A 22,812-nucleotide genomic window follows, 5' to 3' on the forward strand; every position below is an offset into this window, starting at 1 on the left:
ACGCTTGAAATTCAAGCGCTTTAGGACTGTAGACAAACTCGAACCCATCGAGATGTCTACAGTTTTTTTAAGCTCGTTTGCTCTTATCATCCAATTGAAAAAAACGATGACTGCGGATCATTTCAGTGGCGTGTTCTTTAGAAACAGCTGCACTATAATAATAGCCTTGAATTTGATCGACTTTATACGTTTCCAACAACACTTTTTGTTCTTCTGTTTCAACGCCTTCTGCAACAAGTTTGCAACCCAAACCGTGTCCCATCGTAATGATTGCTTGTGTGATGCTCTTCATTTCTTTTTTATCAACAATATCTTTAATAAAAGAACGATCGATTTTGATGGTATCGATGGGGAAACGTTTTAAATAACTTAAAGAGGAATAACCTGTTCCAAAGTCATCAATTGAAATTTTAATGCCTAGCTTCTTTAAACTTTCAATCGACTTTAATACGTATTCTTCGTTATTGATCAACAGACTTTCTGTCAACTCTAATTCTAACCATTGGCCTTCTAAACCTGTTTCTTTTAAAACTTCAGTGACTGTTTGGACAAGACTTCCATAATGAAATTGATAGGCCGAGATATTTATAGCCATTACAACGGGCGGAAGTCCTTCATCTTGCCATTTTTTATTTTGAATACAAGCCTCGCGTAATACCCATTTGCCAATTGGGTTGATCAAGCCGGTTTCTTCTGCGAGCGGGATAAACTCACTCGGTGAAATTGTCCCCATCTCAGGATGAAACCAGCGAATCAATGCCTCCATTCCTCCAATTTCTTCATTAGGCATTGTAATTTTTGGTTGATAATATACTTGAAACTCTTCTAACTCTAGAGCTTTGCGTATATTGTTTTCCAATTGCAACCTTCTTATTGGTTGATGATTAAATTCATTTTGATAAAAAACATAGTTTGATTTTCCTGACTCTTTAGCTTTATACATCGCTATATCCGCATTTTTTATCAATAGTTCACTATTGCTTCCATCTGCTGGATACATGCTTATGCCAATGCTTGTGCTAATATAATACTCATTGTTTTTTAATAAGAATGGTTTTAAAATGGTTTCATTTATTTCTCTTGCCATGTCATGCACTGCTTCTTTACTTTTTATATTACTAAACAGGACCGTAAATTCATCTCCCCCAAATCGTGAGACAATCGCAGTTTCCGTTATACAATTTTTTAATCGGCTTGCGACTTCTTTAAGTAAGGAATCGCCAGTCGAATGCCCCATTGTATCGTTGATTATTTTAAACCGATCCAAATCAATAAATAACACCGCGAAGGCATTATTGTTTTTTTCATTCTTGATAGAGTCGATGAGTTTGTCGACTTGCTTTTGGAATAAGACACGATTTGGCAATTCTGTTAATGCATCGTAATGAGCTTGTTTCGTAAGGTCTTTTTGATACCCATTGATTTCATTAAATATTTTATTAATAATTCCCCATGCACCTAATATAAATAACAGCAAAATAAGAAACGTGACATACATAATCACATTGGAAAACGATAAAAAGGCATTACGGGGAACTGGTTTGATCAATCCTACTACCCAATTCATATCATCACTAAATTCCACATTTTCATATGCTACAAAATAGTCTTTTCCGTCTTTTTGAATCACGTTAGTTCCACTTTTCGTTTCATTAATTTGGTCCCATAGCTCTGTATTTCCAGTCAGTTCATTTACGTGTGGAAGCATTGCCGCTCCTTGGAACTCTTCAAATTCTTCTTCTGAAAGATCATTTGCATTCACTACTGTCGCGGCAATAGAATCTCTTTTTTCTTTAATGCTACTAGCGATTAAATCACCCGTACTATTAACTACAAAAGCCTCAAAGTCGTTATTTTCACTATCTATTAATTCATTTGATAAATAGGATAAGTTAACTTCATAATGGATAAGTCCAACTTTTTCTCCTTTAGAAGGACCATCTTCTTGTATGACAACAGGGGTTACGTTTCCAAAAACCCAACGTCTGCTATCTGCTGACACATAAGGCATAGATTGATAGACTTCTCCGCGATTTACTGCCATCGCTGCTTCGTAAAATGGTTGCTCTTTTTCAGAAGGCGAAAGATCATGACTATGGGCAACTACTTTATCAACTCGAACGACTTCTTCGCCATTATGTGTATCGTCTAAAAAGCATGCTTCATCAGTTTCAGGAATTTGTTCTTTCACGTATTGGAATGCTTTGACTTGTTGTTCTTTCCAATACTCTTTCCGTTCTGGCTCTGTATAGTACTTTTCCCACGCAGGATTGTTAGCTAATAATAATACCGTTTGGCGCATTTTCGCTAGCTCTTTATCAACCGCATTTGCAACTTGATTGTTTTCGGTTTCCAATTCTGCCAAGGATAGTTCTTCAAACTTTTTCTCATTAATAAAATATAAAATTAACACTGGTATGATGCATATGACTACAGATAAGAGCATTAATCTACGTTTTGATGCCTTTTCGTTAAACATAATGAGATCTACCTTTCTCAGCTGAGTCATAACCATCTTCAAATATTTTAACATATCTGTATTTTTTAAAGTATCAAATAAATGAAAAAACAGTCTTTTAAAGTGTGATAAATTAACTAATTAAACAAGTTATATTTACCTACTTTATTATAACACCTCGAAATGGCAAATTTTTAATTTATGTACAAAAATTAGGTTTTCTATCTATTTATCCTTATTTACTACTAACACTACCGAAACAGGAAAATTGACTCTTCACTCTCCTGTTTGTTATGGTTCTCAGTACCAACCGGGAGACATTAAAATGTCTTCCATAAAACAGGAGGCTATTACATGAAAGCAATTGTTATTGATCAATATGGAGAAAAAAACGTATTAACAGAAAGAGAAGTCGAAAAACCATCGATTCAAGAAGATCAGGTACTTGTTGAAATTCATGCCACATCTATTAATCCAATCGACTGGAAAGTTCGTGCAGGATACCTTAAAGACATGTTGCCATTTGAATTTCCAATCATCCTTGGATGGGATGCAGCAGGGATCATTGTAGAAAAAGGAAGCAAGGTAACAAATTTTGAAATCGGAGAACGCGTTTTCACTAGACCGGCTACTACAAACCAAGGAACGTATGCTGAATACGTGCCAGTAGATGAGAATTTACTTGCTAAAATGCCTGCTTCAATGAGCTTTGAAGAAGCTGCTGCGATACCGCTTGCTGGATTAACTGCTTGGCAATGTTTAGTTGACTTTGGCGGCGTGAAAAAAGACGACAAAGTGCTTATACATGCTGGCGCAGGTGGCGTTGGTAACTTTGCGATTCAAATCGCTAAATCTTTAGGTGCATATGTAACAACAACAGCAAGTGAAAAAAATGATGCGTTTGTCAAATCACTAGGTGCAGATCGCGTAATTAATTACAAAACAGAAGAGTTTAGCGAAATGCTTGAGGATTACGACTTTGTCTTAGATTCAATGGGTGGAGAAGTGCAATCTAATAGCTACAAAATATTAAAACCAAAAGGCAAACTCGTTTCAATTGCACAACCACCAAACGAAGAAGAAGCAAAACAATATGACGTTGAAGCAGCTTTCTTATGGCTTGATCCGAAAGGTGAACAATTGCAAAAGCTAGCAGACATGTATGATGCCGGCGAACTAAAAGCAATTGTCGGAGAAACGTTTGCGTTTACTGAAGAATTTATGCAAGATGCCCACACGTTGAGCGAAACACACCACGCTCGTGGAAAAATTGTTATTACGTTAAAATAATCTTGTTATTTAACAATATTCAAAAAGCAGCGTCCGTCTAATTGACGGGCGCTGCTTTTTTCGGTTGGGTGAACGTTCTTATTTAACAAAAGTCCATACTGTTAACGTCGCTGAATCGGTACCTGCAGCTAATATAGCCTGATCGTCGTTTGACACAGAGACAATATTTGAACTTATATAGCCTTGTAGTGGGAATTGGTTAATCGTGTTAAAGCCCTCAGCAGTTCGTTGAACACCGATTAACTCATTCTTCCCTTGACTAGGCACCCATAACTCGATTTGACCATCAAAATCAGAATCCATTGAGGTATGCATATCGAGGTTTTTACTTCCTATCGAATGTGTAGAGTATTCGCTTCCAGAAGCTGTCACTTTTAAACTTTCACTTTCTTGGTCCCACTCTATAAATTGTAAAGTTCCACCTATATGCGGGGTAGTAATCTCCGCTAATTCTAATTTATCTTTAGAGAGAAATGCTCCAACAGTTAATGCGTGTCTCCAGCGATGACTTTGACCGAGCGGTTGACCTTCAGCGAGTTGCTTGCCGGTTTCATCAAATAATACCAACCTCGCTCCATCTCGATCGTTACTTAATGTTAAGACAATTTCTTTTGTTCCATTTTGATCCCAATCTACCCATATTGGTTTCAAACTTTCAATGACGTCTTTTTGAGGAACAGAGGCTTCTTGAATCAGCTTTCTTTCCTGTGCATCAATAATCGCAAAGCCACTTGCTTCTATTTGATCACCAAAAATACCATGGTCATATCGAGTAGATGGTTGTGTCAGCACAAGTATCCGATTTTTGTCATCAACTAATAAGTTGGAGTCAGGAAGCGCATTAATCGCAAGCCGCCCGAGTTCTTGTTCTTCATTCCCAAAAACTACATCCCCATTTTGATCGACATAAACAAATTCATTCTCTTGTAGTAAAAGTGGCGTCATCTCCAAATTACCTTTTGGTTGAGAAACTTCTGTTTGAATCATCATATCTGCTGAAGGTTTAATAAAAAACGGAACGGCTTTTGTAGTTTGTTCATTAGTTAGCTCTATCGTTTGACCACTTTCAGCATCTACTTTAAACTGTTGAATCTGACCATCATCTAATACGACAGTCAACTCTACATCTGCGTCATTGTTTACTTTCTCCGCTTCGATACGAATTGGGATACCATTAAGTTTAATCGTTGTTTCTGAATCCTTGCTTATATTAGTTTCTTCAGTACCATCAATCACTTCTTGTTCTACTTCTTGAACACCCTCATTAGATGAACAACCCGATAAAATAACGAGCATCGCAAAAAAAAGTACAGATAATTTACTCATTTAGCCACCCCTTTCGATTATGGACTGTAATAAAAATTGAGTTAAAAAAATCCTGGTCAGCACTATACGTCTGACCAGGATTTCTTTTGATTAGTTTTTCAAATCAAAACGATCGGCATTCATCACTTTGTTCCAAGCTTTGATAAAGTCACGAGTGAATTTTTCTTTATTGTCATCTTGTGCATATACTTCAACAATTGCACGAAGAATCGAGTTCGAGCTAAATACTAAGTCAAAGCGTGTAGCTGTACCAATTGCTTCTCCAGTTGCACGGTTTTTACCTTCGTATTTATTGAATTCTGCTGGCGTCCACTCGATGTTCATATCCAGTAACGTAGCAAAGAAGTCATTTGTTAATGCACCCGCATTATTCGTAAGAATTCCTTCTGTTGCTCCTTGGTAATTAGCATCTAATGCGCGCATCCCGCCAAGTAAGGCTGTCATTTCTGGAGCGGTCAAGCCCAGTAATTGCGCTTTATCAACTAGCATTTCTTCTGGGCTAATTGAGTATTCTTTTTTCTGGTAATTTCTGAAACCATCTGAAATCGGCTCTAACACATCAAAGCTTTCTGCATCTGTTTGTTCTTCGAGTGCATCTCCACGACCTTGAGTAAATGGAACAGCTAAGTCGAATCCAGCTGCTTTGACAGCTTGTTCAACTGCAACATTTCCTCCAAGTACAATCAAGTCAGCCATCGACACTTTGTTTCCAGTGCTTGCTTTAATGTTTTCATAAATTGCTAATACTTTTTCCAACTCTTCTGGCTCGTTAACTGCCCAGTTGCGTTGAGGTGCGAAGCGAATGCGCGCTCCGTTTGCACCGCCGCGTTTATCTGAACCACGATACGTACTAGCAGAAGCCCATGCTGTTTTAATCATTTGTTGTGAAGTTAAGCCACTTTCCAAAATCTTCGCTTTTAGCTCATCGATTTCGTCAGTTGTTAACGTGCTTGCTGCTGCTGGAACTGGATCTTGCCAAATCAATTCTTCTTCTGGCACTTCTGGTCCTAAGTAACGTTCTTTCGGTCCCATATCGCGATGAAGAAGTTTATACCATGCACGTGCAAATGCATCGGCAAATTCATCCATATTTTCATAGTAATGACGAGAAATTTTTTCGTAAACAGGGTCCATGCGAAGTGCCATGTCTGCTGTTGTCATCATTGTTTTTACTTTAATTGACGCATCTTCTGCGTCAGGTGCCATTTGCTCTTCAGACAAATCTTTTGCTGTCCATTGATAAGCGCCAGCAGGAGATTTAGTCAATTCCCATTCATATCCGAACAATTGCTCGTAGTAGCCGTTATCCCATTGTGTCGGGTTGGCAGTCCAGGCTCCTTCAACACCACTTGAAATGGTATCGCGGCCTTTTCCTGAACCGTATGAGCTCTTCCAGCCAAGGCCTTGATTTTCTATTACAGCTGCTTCTGGGTCGTCTCCTACTTCAGCAGGATCCCCAGCGCCGTGTGCTTTACCAAAAGTATGTCCACCTGCAATTAATGCAACTGTTTCTTCATCGTTCATCCCCATGCGTGCAAATGTCTCACGAATATCTACAGCACTCCCGATAGGATCTGGCTTGCCGTTTGGCCCTTCTGGATTTACGTAAATAAGTCCCATTTGAACTGCAGCTAGAGGATTTTCTAAATCGCGATCGCCTGAATAACGATTATCTTCTAACCACTCTTTTTCATTGCCCCAATAAACGTCTTCTTCTGGTGCCCAAATGTCTTCGCGCCCTGCTCCAAATCCAAATGTTTTAAAGCCCATCGACTCAAGTGCTACGTTTCCTGTCAACACCAACAAGTCAGCCCACGAAATTTTGTTGCCGTATTTTTGCTTAATCGGCCAAAGCAGTCGACGTGCTTTATCTAAGTTTACGTTATCTGGCCAGCTGTTAAGCGGCGCGAAACGTTGATTCCCAGTAGAGCCGCCTCCGCGACCGTCTGCAGTACGATATGTACCTGCAGCATGCCATGACATACGGATGAACAAACCGCCGTAATGACCATAATCTGCTGGCCACCAGTCTTGGCTATCTGTCATTAACTTATGCAAGTCTTGTTTTAACGCATCAAAATCCAATTTCTCAAATTCTTTTTTGTAATCAAACTCTTCCCCTAGAGGATTCGTTTTTGTATCGTGCTGGTGAAGAATATTCACATTCAGCATATTCGGCCACCAGTCTTTGTTTTGCGTTTTTCCTGGCTTGTTTGAAGTTGTAATTGCACTATCTTTATGACCACCTGTTACTGGGCATTGGCCTTCGCCTGCCGCTGTGTGGCGCTTTTCTTCATTGTTTTCCATTTTTGATAACCTCCTAATAGTATGAAAAAATAGTCTGTTTTCATCGAAATCGATTACCGCTATGTGTTACTCGTGTAAAAATGATTCTTACATTAGAATTATACTAAAGTAGAGCGTAGCTGAACAGTAATAAGACTGTCAATTTAAAGCTATTTTTCTAAAAAGCAAAACAGAACCCTAAAAATAAAGTGATGAACCTAAAAAGTAAAATTTCTACTTTTTAGGTTCATCACTTTTACTAGGAGCTTTTTGTATCGTAATGATTAACTAACGTCCACTCTGTTTAATAAACTAGCATTGTAATTATTCGCTAAAAACTCACCCATATCTTCTCCAGTTAAAGGCTCAGAATATAAATAGCCTTGTACTTCGTTACAACCAATTGATTTTAAATATTCTTCTTGCTCTACCGTTTCGACTTGCTCTGCAAGTGACAATAATTTCAAGTTTCTTGCCATGACGATAATGGTATCGATGATGGTTCTTGCTTTTTCGTCATGTTCTATATCTTGTACAAGAGAACCATCAATCTTCAAACGATCGATGGAAAAATTTTTCAAATGGTTCAAAGAGCTATAACCCGTACCGAAATCATCCATACTAATCGAAATGCCAAGATGTCTTAACCTATCAAAAATATCTTTTGCATATTCTACGTCTTTGATCGCCAAGCTTTCTGTTATTTCTAAGTCTAGTCGTTCAAGATTGTATCCGGTCTCTTCGAAAATTTCTTTAATCTTCCCAATAAAGTTGTGGTGGAAGAATTGTTTAATCGAGACATTCACACTCAAATACAAATTTTCGCACCCTTGTTCTTGCCAACTTTTCACTTGCTTACTAGATTCGCTTAACACCCATTCGCCTAGCTCGATGATTAACTCACTGTCTTCGACTATCGCAATAAAGTCTTCTGGCTTTATTAAACCTTCTTTCGGATGATTCCATCTCAGTAAAGCTTCTACACCAAATATCTTTCCAGTGGCATAGTCTATTTGCGGTTGATAAAAAATCTCGAATTGTTTTTCCTTAACTGCTTTTCTTACGTCTGCCTCTAATGATAGCTGTTTAGGGTTTTTTTCTTTTAAATAATTATGATAAAACTCATACATATTCTTCCCTTTTTCTTTAGCGCTATACATAGCTGCATCTGCGAACTTCATTAAGTCTTCTCCGACTCGGCTATCTTGAGGATACAAAGCGATCCCAATGCTCCCTGTTATGTAAAGCTCTTGATTTTGATGTCCTAGGAGGAAAGGCGTTTGTATTTGAAGCAAAATATCCTCTAATTGCTTTTGAAAATCTTCATGGTTTGAGATATCTGGAAAGAGGAAAGTGAATTCATCTCCACCTAATCTTGAAATGACTACATCTTTGTCCACTAAAGACCGGAAGCGATCGGCTAATACTTGAAGCAATTGATCTCCTATTTGATGCCCTAGAATATCATTCACTAATTTAAAGCGATCCAAATCCAAAAAGCAGACAGCCATTTGTGAGAAAGCCGTTGAATATGTAATTCTACTGTCTAGCTCTTCTACAAAAAATCGTCTATTTGGTAAAAGTGTTAGTGAATCATGATATGCCATATGGTGCATCTTTTCTCTTGCTTCTGCGATTTCAGTTATATCTTTTACAAAAACATTTATATGCGTCAACTCTTCATCTAAAAAGTTCGGGACTAATGTAATTTGCACATCAATATGATTTTTAAACTTAGTAAGCAACTTTGTTTCAAACATTTGGGAATCGCCATTAAACGCGATTTTCAAAAAACTTAAGAATTCAGGTCGTTGCTGTTCATGAATCAGTTCACTAAATGAGGAATATTCTTCTAGTTGCTCTGGGTTAAAGCCTGTCATTTCTTTTGTAGCTTCATTCACTTTATTGATTTCGCCTTTAGCGTCTACTGAAAATATAGCAATTGCTTGGTTTTCAAAGAGTGCTTCGTATTGATGCTTATTTTTATAAATAAGCTCTTTTTGTTTTTCGCTATACAGTTCGGAAATAAAACTTGGAAATAACTCTAAAAACACTAAACCAAATATATTAATCGTTAACGGCAATAAGGTGTTATTAAAGTAAAGCCAGTCATAAATTTCAACGTCATGATTATTAAATAAATCGAAATTAGAAAATAAGGTAATACTTGAAAATAAGGTGTACCGAATACTTGCAAACGCAAGGCCAATTGCCACACTTCCATAAATAATCCACTTAATATGTATTTTCTCTATTTTTCGTAACTGCCGAATAAATCGAAAAGTGGCAATTGCATTCCCTAACAACAAAATGTTCGCGCTGATGAACAATAGCAGATTCATGTTTAAATCGTTTTCAATCATTATTTTTCTAAGATCAATGTAATTGACTAAACTAATACAAAAAGCAAAAATCATAGAGCCGATTAACAATCGTTGAAATGTAACTTCTTTATAACAAATTGTACTGATCGCTGAATAAACAGAAAAAGAACAAAAAAGAATAATAGATACAATTAACAATAGTTTAATCGGTGTCATAGCACCTGTAAAATATGTATTGAGATAAGCAAAATAGATGACAAACCCTGCAACAAAAGAGGTGATGCGCACTTTATTTTTGTTTTTATCAATGTAATCAATTTTCATGATAATACTAACGCCTATAAAAGCAGCTATACTGGCCACTACAATTGACAGCATGTAATCATTAAGTAAAAAATAATCCATAGTTAAACCTCTTTCCTATCCAATCACACATGCCATAATAGAAAAATCGTTCATTTATCACTTTTCCACTCTGTTTTGGATGTGTAATTACCAAATTCAGAGTTTTTATCAATACATTATGCTTATTTTACGCAATAACACAACTAAACCTAATGAACTAAATTATATCCATAATACAGGTATATTCACCAAATTTCAATAGAAAATTCCGATAATTCCGCAAAAAATAAGACATCTATACAAGTTTGGTTTATTAGCCCAAAGTTGTATAAATGTCTTCACCTTTATCCGTATTATTCTAGTACAAAAAATTTAATAGAACATATCAAACCAACCATTTTTTATCGTTTGTTTATACCAGTAATAACTATCTTTTTTCGTTCTTTCTAGTGTGTTGAAATCAACGTGAATGATGCCAAAACGTTTATCGTAACCTTCAGCCCATTCGAAGTTATCTAGAAGTGACCACGTTAAATATCCTTTAATGTTAACGCCATAATCCATACTTCTCTTTAAAGCAGTTAAATGTTGCTTTAAATACTCAATTCTTCTTTGGTCGTGAACTCTTCCATTTTCCACACCATCATTATAACAAGCGCCGTTTTCTGTTATGTAAATCGGAACAGCACCATATTGATCTTTTATTTTGGTTAACACACGATAGAATCCTTCAGGATATATAAACCAATCAAAATCTGTTTTCTCAAATCCAATATCAATTCTTTCTAAATCAAATAAATCTTCATCTTTTTTATATCTACCAACACTGCCCGTATAGTAATTGATCCCTAAGAAATCAATGGGTTGATTGATAATTTCCATGTCACCTTCTTCAATTTGAAGCGTGACACCTTTTTTCTCGAACCAATCAATCATAAACTTCGGGTAACTTCCTTTAAAAACTGGGTCAAAAAACCATTCCATTAAGTATCCCATACCTCTGTTACAAGCATCAATATCTTCTTGCTTGTTACTAAAAGGCTCAAGCCATTCAACGTTAGGTGCGTAGCCAATACCGCCTTCAATCGCTAATTCTCTAAATCGAGTAACCGCTTTACCATGTGCTAGCAGTAAATGATGAGAAATATTAGTAGCCAGTTGAAGATCTTGCTTACCAGGTGCATGTATGCCAATAAAGTTAGATAAGAAAGACACACACCAAGGTTCGTTTATCGTTATCCAGTTTTTAATTTTGCCATTAAACTCTTTGAACATCAGTTCAGCATAGTCAGCAAAGGCATCTACTGTTTCCCGGTTGCCCCAGCCGCCAGTATCTTGCAAATCTTGTGGCAAATCCCAGTGATAAAGCGTACACATAGGCTCTATACCATTTGCTAGTAAGGCATCAACAAAGTTATGGTAAAACTCTAAACCCTTTTTGTTTATTTCACCAGAACCTGTAGGAAAAATTCGTGGCCATGAAACAGAAAAGCGATACGTATCAATACCTAATTCTTTCATTAACTGAATATCTTCTTCATAACGATGGTAACTATCGATTGCAACATCCCCGTTATCTCCATTTAATACTTTGCCTGGTGTGTGTGAAAACGTGTCCCAAATCGACAGTCCTTTTCCATCTTCAAAAGCAGCACCTTCTATTTGATAAGCAGCTGTTGCAGCTCCCCATTTCATATCTTTTGGAAATTCCATAATTGCCATTTTTACTACCTCCAATAACCAGAATTTGCGAATCCATCTCGTTCTTTTTAGCTTGTAATTTTGTTTTTATTGATCAAACTGCCACAAGATTCTCTTACAATTAGCTCTGAATCAATAAATACCGGCTTTAATTCCGCTTTGCCATTGATTAAGTCATTTAGCATATAAGCAGCGAGTTTGCCTAATCTTTCTTTGTCTTGTTTAACCGTTGAGAGAGGAGGGGCGCTATAGCGACAAGCATCAATATCATCACACCCCACAAGGCGAATATCTTCAGGCACCTTAAGTCCAGCTTCCTTGATCGCCATTAATGCGCCGAATGCCATCATATCGGACGCCGCAAAAACTGCTTCGGGACGCACGGGAGCTTGCAATATTTTTTTCATAGCGGTGTATCCACTATCCTCATAATAATCACCGTACTCAACCCACTCTTCTCTTACTTCAAGCCCAAATTGATTCATCGCCTGTAAATATCCTTGTCCTCTTAATTTGGTTACTTCAGAGTCCTGCTGTCCACCTATAAAACCAATATTTCTTACAGAACTTAAGTAGAGGTGTTGAACAACTTTACTAGCTAACGTAATGTTGTCCGTCATCACATAACTTGAATGCGGACCATCTAGCACTAGGTCAATTCCTATGCAGGGAATTTCGCTATTAACCAAATCATAAATCGAGTCTTCAATTTCTTCTCCTGTGATAATAATGCAACCATCTACATGGAAATGTTTACACCGGGCTAAGTAACTGCCGTTATCTTGAGAGAAATTTTCATTTGAAAACATCAATATGTCAAATCCCAATAGGCCAATATTCTTTTTGAACGCCGTCACAACTTCTGTGAAAAAAGGATGTGTAAATTCAACATTTACTTTTCCAGCATAAATCAAACCAATCAAATTAGATTTTTTTGTTGCGAGCGATTTAGCTGAAAAATTCGGCTGATATCCTGTTTGTTTAATAATATCCAATACTTTTTTCTTCGTGGTCTCATTAACTCCATGATAGTTGTTTATTGCTTTGGATACAGTGGCCGGGGATACACCAGCCATTTTTGCGATATCTTTTATTTTTAAACTCATTTGTACACCCTCTTTTGCTTCCATAGTAAAGATTCTTATCATTATCATAATGAATCTGTAAATATTAAAGTAGTTTTAGAAACCAAAAGATGTGATTATTTAACTGAACCTTCTGCAATACTCGAGATAAACAGACGGTTAAACAATAAGAAGATAATGATTAATGGCACAGTTGCCCAGAATACACCAGATAAGATCATTCCAAAGTCAACATTAAACGTATTGCTCAAAGAAGCTAACGCTACTTGGATTGTATAATTTTCTGGATCTCTTAAAATTGTAAACTGCCATAAGAATTCGCCCCATACAGCTGTAAACACAATAATCCCAAGCGTTGCAAAGGCTGGCAAAATGATTGGCAGAACGATACTTCTGTAGATTTTAAAATTCGAGCAGCCATCTAATTTTGCGGCTTCTATCAACTCATCAGGTACAGAATCACTTACATATTGTCTCATCAGAAAAATTCCTAATGGATTCAAAAAGAACAAAATCATAACACCCGACAAGGTATCAAGTAATCCCGCTTTCGCAATTAGAAAATATTGTGGGATCAATCCAAGTTGAGGTGGAATGATCATGGTCAACAAAATCGTAATAAAGAGAAAGTTCTTAGCTGGGAAATGAAATTTTGCAAAAGCAAATCCCGCTAGTGAACTGATAAATAACACGACGAGGGTGACAATCGTACATAGCAAGAACGATGTCCATAATGCCCCGAAAAAATCAATTTGAAGAAGAACTTTTTGAAAGTTTTCGACTAGCAAGTTTCCCGGTGTAATCGTAGGTGGTATTGAGTTATACGCCGAGCTTGTTTGAGTTGCCATAACAAACATCCAATAAAACGGGAAAAGAGAAAGAGCAGAAGCAAGAGTCAGAAATAAATAAACAAACACTTTACCCATAGATGGTTTTCTTTTTTTAGCTGCTTTATTCATTTGTCTAGCCCCTCCTTCTCTTTTTGCCAATTCCAGATGTTAAGTACGTATTAATTGCAGCGAAAATGATGATGACCACTAGTAAGATAATCGCTGTTGCAGAAGCTGTTCCAAACGATTGAAGTTTGAATGCGTCACGGTATAGGTACATTACAACCGTCATCGCTTCGTCTCTCGTAAAGGCTGATGCTCCTAAAAATACCGTTGGTTCAGAAAACAGTTGGAGTGCACCGACGGTTGAAAAGAAAACCGTTAAAAGAATGAACGGCTTCAGCAAAGGCAAGGTAATGTGGATTACCTGTTGGAATTTGCTGGCTCCATCAATTGTTGCAGCTTCGTAGACATCATTTGGAATACTTTGAATACCAGCTAGATAAATAATCGTATTGTATCCAACCCATCTCCAAAATACCATGATGGATATGGCTATCTTTGTTCCCCACTCTGAAGTTCCCCAGCTTACTGGATCAGCGCCGAACAATCCAAGCACGTAATTTGCCAATGAAGACTGGTGGTCACTGAAAATAACACTAAAGATCAAGGCAACCGCAACCATTGACGTAATGTAGGGCATGAAGATTGTAACTCTAAAAAAACTTCTGAAACGGAGAAATGCTACGTTTAACAAAATTGCTAAAATGATACCGATCACAATCTGTGGAGCTGTACCGATTAAACCGATCACGATTGTATTATAGAGTGATTTCCAAAAAAGTGGATCTTCCAATACAATTTTAAAGTTGTTTAGTCCAACAAAACTCATTTCCCCTAGGCCATTCCACTTTTGGAAAGCCAAATAGAAACTAAAAAGTGCTGGATATAGACCAATAACGCCGAAGATGATGAAGAAGGGTGCGATATATAAGTACGCGGACACTCGGTCTTTCTTGCTTTCAGATAAATTCTTTTTCTTGCCTTTTTTCCCTTTTTGATAAGTAGAGTCCATTTTCACTCCCCGTTTCCGCTAAAAATAATAAGGATATGGCTTCCGCGAGGTCACCATATCCATTAACAAGTTTGTTTTGCTTATGCCTTTTAACGATTTACTAGATCTTGTGCACGTTTAACAGCTTCGTCCCACTCTTTTTCAGGGTCTGCTCCGTTTTGTACGTTTTTCAAAGCCGTTAGTATTTCGTTGTTTACAGGGAAGTATTTTACGCCTTTGTAGACAGCTGTATCAATATCTTGTGCAGCTTCAGCGAATACTGATGATGTTACTTGACCACCGAAGAATTCATCTTCGTTCGACTTGAATTCGTCCATTTCATAAACAGCTGGAGATGATGGGAACAATCCTTTGCTTTGGAATGATTCTAATTGGTTTTCAGCAGAAACTAACCATTCAGCAAAGTCATATGCTTCTTGTGCGTGATCTGTTTCGTTTGGAATCGCAAGGTACGAACCACCCCAGTTTGCTGCGAACTCAGTAGGAAGTGTAGCAACTTTCCATTTACCTACAGCATCAGGTGCGTTTCCTTCCATCCAGCCTTTTAACCAACCTGCTCCTAGCTCAACTGCAAATTCACCGTTGTTAACTGCATTTGCCCATTCAGGTGACCACATATCAAATTTCCCTACAACTCCAGCTTCATTAAGTTCAACTGCGTAGTCGTATGCTTTTTTCACGTCGTTACCAGATTCAGCGATCAACAATTCGCCTTCTGGATTCAAATACGTTTGTTCTGAAGCATCCAAGTAAGCTCTGTAAGCCATTTCGATACTATCAACAAAAGGTTTTCCAGTTTCCTCTAACACTTTCTCTCCAGCTTCTTTAAATGCTTCTGGAGAATTAATCAATGCTTCTACCTCTGACGGATCTGTTGGTAATCCAGCTGCCTCAAATACATCCGTACGGTAGTACAAAGCTTTTGGTCCGATATCTGTCGGTAAACCAAAAAGGAAATCACCGTCTGTGTTTTCTCCTGCATTCCATTTCCACTCTAAGTATTGATCTTGAACGTCTTTCGCGCCAAGGTCGTATAAGTTTTCAAAACTACCTTGTGCTTCTTTAAAGCGATCAAATTGATCAACTTCTAACATTGCAATATCAGGCGCGCCACTTCCAGCTGATAAAGACGTGAACAATGCATCGTGATGTTCTGCAGTTTCTGAAGCTTTTACTTTAATTGTTACGTTTGGATTTTCTTCTTCGTATGCTTTTGCTAATTCTTCGTAGTTAGTAGCTCCAAAAGACCAAAAGTTCAATGTTACTTCCTCATTGCCATCCCCTGAACCCTCTGATTTCTCATCTCCGCTACATGCTCCAAGTGCTAAAGAAAGAGCTAGTGCTGCACCAAGTACAGGCCATTTTTTGTTAATCAATGTGTTTTCCCCCTTGTATTTAAATAATTTCTCCTACCCCAAATGTAAATGCACTGTTTTCGATAATTAACGAAACCGGTTTCGTTAATCGATAAAAAAATTAGAATTAAACCGCTTACACTCATAATATATAATGATTTATCAGAGAAATCAATCTTTTTTTAAAAATAAATGAAAACCGGTTTCGTTAATTGTTAGAAATTTCTGTATCATTCGCTTTAGACCGGCTTTTGTAGCAAAAAAAAAGCAAGGTAACTATTCGTAAATAGTTCTACTCACTTGCTCTTTTCATATTAGATCATTAAATTTGTTGGCGGATTAATTGCTAACCGCTGACTTTACTCCAGTAAATCTTCAGAAATTAACTTAAATCCTTCAATCATTGTATCTTCTTCAACTTCAATTAACACACAACGTTTGCCATTGTAATTGACTTGTTTGACGTAACGTAAGTCTTGAGGATTGATAGCAATATCCGCTACTTTCGTGCTGATTTTGATGGATTTTGATGTGTAACTTGGTACGATATGACTGGCTTTCATCTCGTAGGTTTTGTCTTCAACCACTTGTTGAAAAGCTCTTTCCACTTTTTCTGTGCTAATGTCTTTCATGCCACTCGCTTTTAATACACGTTCTACTTCTTTAACGTCCATCATAGGAGTTTCTTCATCATCATCGTCGCTTTCCGCTTCGATGACTAACATTTGATTGATTTCATCGTATACACCCGCAAGTGTTCTCGAATCGACTTCGTCTCCAATGACCGCTTTGATGATTTCCTCGAATACGGCTTTATCTTCTTCAGCCGTAACGATTTCATCACCATTTAAGACATTTTCGATAAATTGGAAGTCAGGTTTATTGGCTTTGCTCGCTGCATACAAAACGTGATTGATATCTGCCGCATTGTCCGTAAAACTAGGGAACAAGAAACCGCCAATTGGCGAAGAAAGTTTAATAACCGGATCGACTAACACATTCGACTTAAATTCTTTCTCCACAAAATCAAACACTAATGAACTTTTTGGCAGTTCAGTTTGGTTCATACTGCTTAAAATAAACGGAGTCGTATATGTTTCATCTCGAAAGTCCATTTCGGACTCATCTGATTTGCGTTTTGTTGTTTTATGGTAATTTCCCCGAATGAACGTAACCACTATGTCTTTTTCATATTGAGAGTCTTGAACCATTTTTAACGCAATTCGTTGCATATTTTCTTTCCATTCTGCTACTTCTTTTGACTCAAGTCCCTCATACAATAAGTGTTGCGTGTGGTCAGTTTGCCCTTCTTCTTGCGGTTGAAACTTTACTTCAAACAACTTGATGTCTAGCTTGCCACCTAAAACTTTTTTAAAATTGGCAAGAAACAACTCTTGCTGCTCCCGGTCCAACAAGGAAAACGAGCGACTTTCCTCATGAAAAATCTCACTGCTTTCCTGCTGAATGTAGACGTTGTAAATATCAGTGATTTTTAGTAACTCGCTATCTAGTTTAAAACGCTTGCGAATATCGGCTACATCTTTATTGTTCATCTCTAATCCAACTCCCTAACTAATAAAATCCATAAAATGTAAAAAAAGAGGATCAAAGCTGTAATTTCACTTTTGATACTCTTTGATTATAACAATATTCAACGTTGGTATAGTAACACAGTCAATACTTGCGGTAGTCAAATTAGGAACAACTCTCCTTCCCTTTATGTACTCTTTTGATTTGTAGAGAAGACTCCTTTGCTGATATTACTTAGAAGCCATGTAACGTTAATAGAGAGTACCTATTCATTGGAACGGAATTTTTATCATTCATTTATCATGAATTGATGAAATCGTGCAGATAGTTTTTCCGCCTAGAAGTACGGGGTGTTATTGAAGATTGAACAAACAGACATATATCCTGATTATAATATTGAACGCTTTCGTTAATTCACTCTTTTATTATTTCGATGTATGATACAACAAAGACGAAGGGGGTAAAATATGAACTTACCAAACGGATTAACTTTAGTCATCAAAAATCAAGGGCAGGTGACAAGGAAAGTCGGCAATGCCGTTTTAAGTCCTTACGAGCAACGTTCAGTTTCCTTCAAAACAATCAATCAAGTGCGTGAAGTACTCCGGCTGGAAAGACAGCAGGTAATTCAATTATTTACAGATATTCCTCAATCTGTTTACGATTTATTGAACCATTCAGAAGCAGAACAAAAAGAGGAAATATCATTAGTTGATAATTTATTTTATCGAGATGAGCTTTTGCGCTACATGGATGAAATAGATAGCAAGATAGCCAGCAAGGCCGAGAAGACAAAAGTGATTGAGCATGAAGTTTTATGGGAAGTGAAAGTAGATGATGAACCCATCTATTCTACTCCCGTTTTTGCTATTTTTAGCAACGGGAAGCGAGTAGTTATTTATCAATCTTGGGATTGGTATATTTATGTCCGAGAAGTAGATACTGGAAAATTGGTTTGGAGATATGCGTTCGGTGCACCGAATTATGGTCGACCTCAAACAGCCGATGTGAATGGGGATGGTAAAATTGAAGTTTTTGGCGCATCCCATGATGGGCATGTTTATTGCTTGAATGAAGAAGGAGTAAGGATCTGGTTCCATTCAAATCTTTACTACCGCGAAGGAAGTGGCAATGTTACATCAGCAACCGAGTGGGGGATAACGGATTTAACGAAGAATTGGATCGAAAATTCCTTCCTAAGGATAGATGGAAACCATGCGAATCTGGTCATCACTTCTGGCACTGGAGAAGGACAAACCCGAAAGATAAGCTCCGTAGAAACCGATACCATATGGATCGCGGATGTGTTTTTAATCTTGCCTGATGCCACTTCGACCTACGAAATTCAACCTTTTCACGAATCCGATATTTATTACCAGCACGCAGGTCAACTGATGAAAGAATCAGACTGTTGGTATCTATACACAACCTGCTTTGATAATCAATGCGTAAAGCTCAACGCAAGCACAGGTGAATTAATATGGAGATTTAGTTCACTAGAGCAAAACGAACCATTTCCGGTAGTTGTGGATATCGATGGTGATGGGAAATTGGAATGTATTTTTAATAGTATTGACCACCATGTATATTGCCTAAACGCAGAAACTGGAAAACTACTATGGAAGAATAACGTTGGGTTCGGCATTGATTGCTTTGGTAGCTATGCCGATATGGACAATGACGGCGTATTCGAATATATCATAAACGGTCGAGGCGGGAGAACACTTTTCTTAGATGGGATTACAGGTAAGACGAAACATAAGTCTACGGATTGGTCAGTTTGGGCGACTAGTGAAACAAATTCAAGAGCAACTGCATTCGATTATGATACGGATAAAAAAGCAGTAGTGTTCGGTGGGTTAGCTGGATTTGTCTATTGTTTGGATGGTCGTGCAAATACCATTTGGCGAACCTACTTATCTGCAAATATGAGAGGTTCAACAACTATCTCGGATGTTAATTTAGATGGAGAATATGAAATTTTGGTCCCTGACATGATGGGAACTCTTACAATCCTTAATAAAAATGGTAAAGAAATTGGACAAGTTAACGTTAAGGGCGGAATTGAAGGGACACCTTTAGTTGGAGATTTGAACGGAGATGGAAAAATCGAATTATTCCTGACAAGTATTGATGGGTACGCAATCATGATCAGATTTGTTTAAAAAGTGCATCTGTACCTGTCTGTAGAAATCTATAATTGAGGCAACTGTTTATTAAGCAGCTTTAGTTCGATATTCAATCGAACTAAAGCTGCTTAATTTTTCGGAAATTTTTGTAATCCGAATACTATAAAAGAAATGTAAAAATCTACTTTTTTATATCGCCATGTAAATATCGTGATCTTTTCTACAAAAAAATCGAATTTACTTGAAATTCAAATATCAGAAAAATATAAAAATAGACTATTTTTTACTTTAATGAATCAATTTATGTAGGTATATGTAAACACATTATATTAATTTTTTATTTTTTATTATTGTATTGACACTTTATACCAACTTTGGTTATAGTAATGTTTAAATATTTTTAATATACAGTAAAATAAAATAATTTATAAATAGGAGGAATACGATTGGGAATTTCCGAACTCTTGACTGGACCATATAGATTTATGATGGGATTTGTTTTTTGGTATCCTTTTGCAATGGCTCTTTTTTGGATAGCCGGCTCTCTTCTTTTTCTTAAGACAAAAGAATCCAAAAACGACACTTTGGACATCGAAAATTTTGATTGGCCCATGGTTAGCATACTAGTTCCCTGCTATAACGAAGAAGAAACCGTGGAAGAAACCGTACGGAATCTTACTAACCTTTCTTATCCCAAAAAAGAAATTCTTTTGATCAACGATGGTTCGAAGGATAAAACAGGTGAAATAATCAAAAGGTTGTCAGAGCAACATGGCAACGTCAGAGCCATTCAGTTACATGAAAACCGTGGAAAAGCGAATGCTTTACAAATTGGCTTATTCGCTTCTAGAGCTGAATACCTGATTTGCGTCGACTCGGATGCCTTACTTGCAGATACAACTCCCTATTATTTGATTCATCATTTCTTTAAAAAAGGCGAAAGGCTTGGGGCTGTGACAGGCAATCCCACTATCCGCAATCGTAATAATCTACTTAGCCGGATGCAATTAGTCGAGTATGCATCTATTATAGGAGCGATTAAGCGGACACAGAGGCTACTTGGAAAAGTAATGACCGTTTCAGGAGTTGTTGTCGCTTTCCGCAAAAAGGCACTTGTAGACGTTGGTTTATGGGATCGCGATATGATTACTGAAGACATTGCAGTCAGTTGGAAACTCCAAAAGCGCTTTTGGGATATTCGTTATGAACCACGGGCTATTTGCTGGATGCTTGTGCCAGAAACTTTATCCGGTATTTGGAAACAACGGGTCCGCTGGGCGCAGGGTGGTCAGGAGGTTATTCTCCGCCACTGGAAAATTTTATTTAACTGGCAACAGCGTAGACTCTGGATAATTTATTTGGAACAATGGACCAGTATTTTATGGGCATTATGTTGGCTTTTTCTCACGTTATTATTGCTGTTTAAAGCTGAAACACTACAACAAATGCTCATTTGGTTTACATTTTCTTCTTTTGCATTAGTATTTATCAGTTTAATTCAATTGTTTATTACACTCTTAATTGACTCTCGTTACAATCCAAAATTGAAATACTATTTTTGGGCAGCGTGGTACCCGGCCCTTTATTGGATGATTAATACAGCCGTTGTTATGGCAGCCATCCCACGCTCTATCTCGTCACGTATAAAAGGAGGTTATGCTACATGGAACAGCCCAGACCGCGGTATAAAGAAGAAAGTTTCATGATCGTAGTTAAGCGCTCGTGGTTTTATACTTGTGCTGATGTTATTTTTTCACTGTTTTTTTGGTTATATAGTTTGGTAGTGGTTTTATTTTTTTTATCGGCCGCTTTCTACTCTAATAACAACTTAACAAGAATTTTAAATGCTTCACTTAATACGGTTAATCAAGATATCCGTATTTTGGTTATTACGGGCTTTGTCGTTTTCCTTGTTTTGTTCGCATTGCTTTATGTAAACCATATTTATAACAAAAAAAGATTTGGTCCATTAGAGAGACGGTGCTATCCTAGTCCCGTTAATAATGCAGAACTTAAGAACTTAGGGTTATTAGATAGCGAAATAATAGAGAAGCTGCAAAGTGAAGATTATACCGTTTTCGATACGAACCCTATTACTCCTCTTGGAGGTGGCAAGCTGTGACTAAAAAGGTTGTTATTTGGTTAAGCATAATCGCATTGATTAGTCTATTTTTTATATCGCGAAAAGAACTTTTTGTCGAAGCTTTCTCAGAAGATAAACCTGCTATGTCATTTCCTAAAGAGTTAACGGAAAACGGCTGTCTCGGGTTGAATTATCACAGAGTGCAAGACAATAGTGTCCTTGTTAAAGCGGCTCGGAGCTTTCTTCAATCTAAAGAACTAGTACAATACAGCGTGCTTGAAAGTGAATTCAAAGATCAGATCGACGCATTAATAGAAGCTGATGCTGTATTTTTGAATGAAAAACAGCTATTAAAAGCAAAAGAAGAAAATGATTTCCCTGAAAAATGTGTATGGATTTCATTTGATGATGTTGACAAATCAGTTTATGAAAATGCCTTTCCTATTTTGAAAGAGGCAAACGTCCCTTTTACACTGTTCATTATTGCGAGACATGTCGGAAGCAAAGATTTCAGTAGTCTGGAGATGGCAACCTGGGATGAACTTCGGGAAATGAAAGAAAGTGGATTAGCTGACTTTGGCTCCCATACCTTTGATATGCATCGATTTGAAAGTGAGCCTATTGTACCCGTCTTTCTAATGCCAGACCAAATAGAAGCATTTGAGAAAGATTTAGAAAAAAGCGTAGAAAAAATAGAAGCAGAACTTAAAGTCACAATCAAAAGCCTTGCATATCCATACGGCAATACCAATGAATCGATTATTCGTGCGATTAAAAAGCAGGGCTTTGAAGCTGGATATATTTTAGCTCCCCAAGTAATTCAGCCAACCGATGATAACTTTCGCATTAATCGAATTATCGTTAACAAAACAACGTTTAACAAAGTCCTTCTTCCTTATCTAGAAAAAGAATAGATGTGCACGAACAAGCAATTAAATTATTCACAAAGCGAAAGACACAATTCCCGTCTTAATCTTCTATAAGAAAGTTTCTTT

Annotated in this window: 15 protein-coding genes; 5 read left to right on the forward strand and 10 right to left on the reverse strand. The window is 37.2% G+C overall.

The window, feature by feature from the left end; translation table 11 throughout:
* Positions 1–67: 67 nt before the first annotated feature.
* Positions 68–2,479, reverse strand: coding sequence for a bifunctional diguanylate cyclase/phosphodiesterase (locus MLE13_RS04260; protein ID WP_240748219.1), 2,412 nt, complete (start codon positions 2,477–2,479; stop codon positions 68–70).
* Between the two features lie 333 nt (positions 2,480–2,812).
* On the opposite strand from MLE13_RS04260, the gene MLE13_RS04265 reads away from it, so the two are divergent.
* Positions 2,813–3,748, forward strand: a complete 936-nt coding sequence (locus MLE13_RS04265) for an NADP-dependent oxidoreductase (protein WP_240748220.1) — start codon at positions 2,813–2,815, stop codon at positions 3,746–3,748.
* 78 nt (positions 3,749–3,826) lie between these two features.
* On the opposite strand, the gene MLE13_RS04270 is transcribed toward MLE13_RS04265, so the two are convergent.
* The 9 genes from MLE13_RS04270 to MLE13_RS04310 all read right to left on the reverse strand — a co-directional run bounded on the left by MLE13_RS04270 (position 3,827) and on the right by MLE13_RS04310 (position 17,628).
* Complete coding sequence (locus tag MLE13_RS04270) at positions 3,827–5,074, reverse strand: hypothetical protein (RefSeq protein WP_240748221.1); 1,248 nt, start codon at positions 5,072–5,074, stop codon at positions 3,827–3,829.
* Between the two features lie 90 nt (positions 5,075–5,164).
* Entirely contained in the window at positions 5,165–7,381 is a 2,217-nt protein-coding gene (gene katG / locus MLE13_RS04275) for a catalase/peroxidase HPI (RefSeq protein ID WP_240748222.1), read from the reverse strand.
* 263 nt (positions 7,382–7,644) lie between these two features.
* Positions 7,645–10,089: an EAL domain-containing protein gene (locus MLE13_RS04280; protein WP_240748223.1), complete on the reverse strand. Its 2,445-nt coding sequence runs from the start codon at positions 10,087–10,089 to the stop codon at positions 7,645–7,647.
* A 312-nt stretch (positions 10,090–10,401) separates the two neighbouring features.
* A complete protein-coding gene (locus MLE13_RS04285; RefSeq protein WP_240748224.1) occupies positions 10,402–11,751 on the reverse strand; it encodes a GH1 family beta-glucosidase in 1,350 nt (449 codons plus the stop codon).
* A gap of 47 nt (positions 11,752–11,798) precedes the next feature.
* Complete coding sequence (locus MLE13_RS04290; RefSeq protein ID WP_240748278.1) at positions 11,799–12,836, reverse strand: LacI family DNA-binding transcriptional regulator; 1,038 nt, start codon at positions 12,834–12,836, stop codon at positions 11,799–11,801.
* A 95-nt stretch (positions 12,837–12,931) separates the two neighbouring features.
* Positions 12,932–13,774: a carbohydrate ABC transporter permease gene (locus tag MLE13_RS04295; protein WP_240748225.1), complete on the reverse strand. Its 843-nt coding sequence runs from the start codon at positions 13,772–13,774 to the stop codon at positions 12,932–12,934.
* Between the two features lie 4 nt (positions 13,775–13,778).
* Complete coding sequence (locus MLE13_RS04300; protein WP_065528360.1) at positions 13,779–14,720, reverse strand: carbohydrate ABC transporter permease; 942 nt, start codon at positions 14,718–14,720, stop codon at positions 13,779–13,781.
* 89 nt (positions 14,721–14,809) lie between these two features.
* On the reverse strand, positions 14,810–16,096 hold the full coding sequence (locus MLE13_RS04305) for an ABC transporter substrate-binding protein (protein ID WP_240748226.1): 1,287 nt from the start codon (positions 16,094–16,096) through the stop codon (positions 14,810–14,812).
* A gap of 338 nt (positions 16,097–16,434) precedes the next feature.
* The gene (locus tag MLE13_RS04310) at positions 16,435–17,628 is read right to left on the reverse strand and encodes a DUF4317 domain-containing protein (protein WP_240748227.1); all 1,194 of its coding nucleotides are present in this window, start codon (positions 17,626–17,628) and stop codon (positions 16,435–16,437) included.
* A 444-nt stretch (positions 17,629–18,072) separates the two neighbouring features.
* Between MLE13_RS04310 and MLE13_RS04315 the strand changes: the two genes are divergently transcribed.
* The 4 genes from MLE13_RS04315 to MLE13_RS04330 all read left to right on the forward strand — a co-directional run bounded on the left by MLE13_RS04315 (position 18,073) and on the right by MLE13_RS04330 (position 22,731).
* The gene (locus MLE13_RS04315) at positions 18,073–19,770 is read left to right on the forward strand and encodes a PQQ-binding-like beta-propeller repeat protein (RefSeq protein ID WP_240748228.1); all 1,698 of its coding nucleotides are present in this window, start codon (positions 18,073–18,075) and stop codon (positions 19,768–19,770) included.
* A 410-nt stretch (positions 19,771–20,180) separates the two neighbouring features.
* Positions 20,181–21,440 carry a poly-beta-1,6-N-acetyl-D-glucosamine synthase gene (pgaC, locus tag MLE13_RS04320; RefSeq protein WP_240748229.1) on the forward strand — a complete coding sequence of 420 codons (1,260 nt, stop codon included), beginning with the start codon at positions 20,181–20,183 and terminating at the stop codon, positions 21,438–21,440.
* A complete protein-coding gene (locus MLE13_RS04325; protein WP_240748230.1) occupies positions 21,398–21,856 on the forward strand; it encodes a hypothetical protein in 459 nt (152 codons plus the stop codon). Before pgaC ends, MLE13_RS04325 begins: the two co-directional genes overlap by 43 nt.
* Positions 21,853–22,731 (forward strand): polysaccharide deacetylase family protein, encoded by an 879-nt coding sequence (locus MLE13_RS04330; protein WP_240748231.1) that lies wholly within the window; start codon positions 21,853–21,855, stop codon positions 22,729–22,731. Before MLE13_RS04325 ends, MLE13_RS04330 begins: the two co-directional genes overlap by 4 nt.
* The last annotated feature ends 81 nt before the right edge of the window (positions 22,732–22,812 follow it).

Origin of the sequence: Planococcus halocryophilus, assembly GCF_022489025.1 — a bacterium.
In the GTDB taxonomy this organism is placed as follows: Bacteria; Bacillota; Bacilli; order Bacillales_A; family Planococcaceae; genus Planococcus; species Planococcus halocryophilus_A.

Bases quoted from the DNA above. Each gene is read 5' to 3' on its own strand.
- MLE13_RS04310 (WP_240748227.1), bottom strand. From the start codon at position 17,628: ATGAACAATAAAGATGTAGCCGATATTCGCAAGCGTTTTAAACTAGAT.
- MLE13_RS04295 (WP_240748225.1), bottom strand. From the start codon at position 13,774: ATGAATAAAGCAGCTAAAAAAAGAAAACCATCTATGGGTAAAGTGTTT.
- MLE13_RS04285 (WP_240748224.1), bottom strand. From the start codon at position 11,751: ATGGCAATTATGGAATTTCCAAAAGATATGAAATGGGGAGCTGCAACA.
- MLE13_RS04265 (WP_240748220.1), top strand. From the start codon at position 2,813: ATGAAAGCAATTGTTATTGATCAATATGGAGAAAAAAACGTATTAACA.
- MLE13_RS04260 (WP_240748219.1), bottom strand. From the start codon at position 2,479: ATGTTTAACGAAAAGGCATCAAAACGTAGATTAATGCTCTTATCTGTA.
- MLE13_RS04280 (WP_240748223.1), bottom strand. From the start codon at position 10,089: ATGGATTATTTTTTACTTAATGATTACATGCTGTCAATTGTAGTGGCC.
- MLE13_RS04290 (WP_240748278.1), bottom strand. From the start codon at position 12,836: ATGAGTTTAAAAATAAAAGATATCGCAAAAATGGCTGGTGTATCCCCG.
- MLE13_RS04325 (WP_240748230.1), top strand. From the start codon at position 21,398: ATGGAACAGCCCAGACCGCGGTATAAAGAAGAAAGTTTCATGATCGTA.
- katG (WP_240748222.1), bottom strand. From the start codon at position 7,381: ATGGAAAACAATGAAGAAAAGCGCCACACAGCGGCAGGCGAAGGCCAA.
- MLE13_RS04315 (WP_240748228.1), top strand. From the start codon at position 18,073: ATGAACTTACCAAACGGATTAACTTTAGTCATCAAAAATCAAGGGCAG.
- MLE13_RS04300 (WP_065528360.1), bottom strand. From the start codon at position 14,720: ATGGACTCTACTTATCAAAAAGGGAAAAAAGGCAAGAAAAAGAATTTA.
- MLE13_RS04270 (WP_240748221.1), bottom strand. From the start codon at position 5,074: ATGAGTAAATTATCTGTACTTTTTTTTGCGATGCTCGTTATTTTATCG.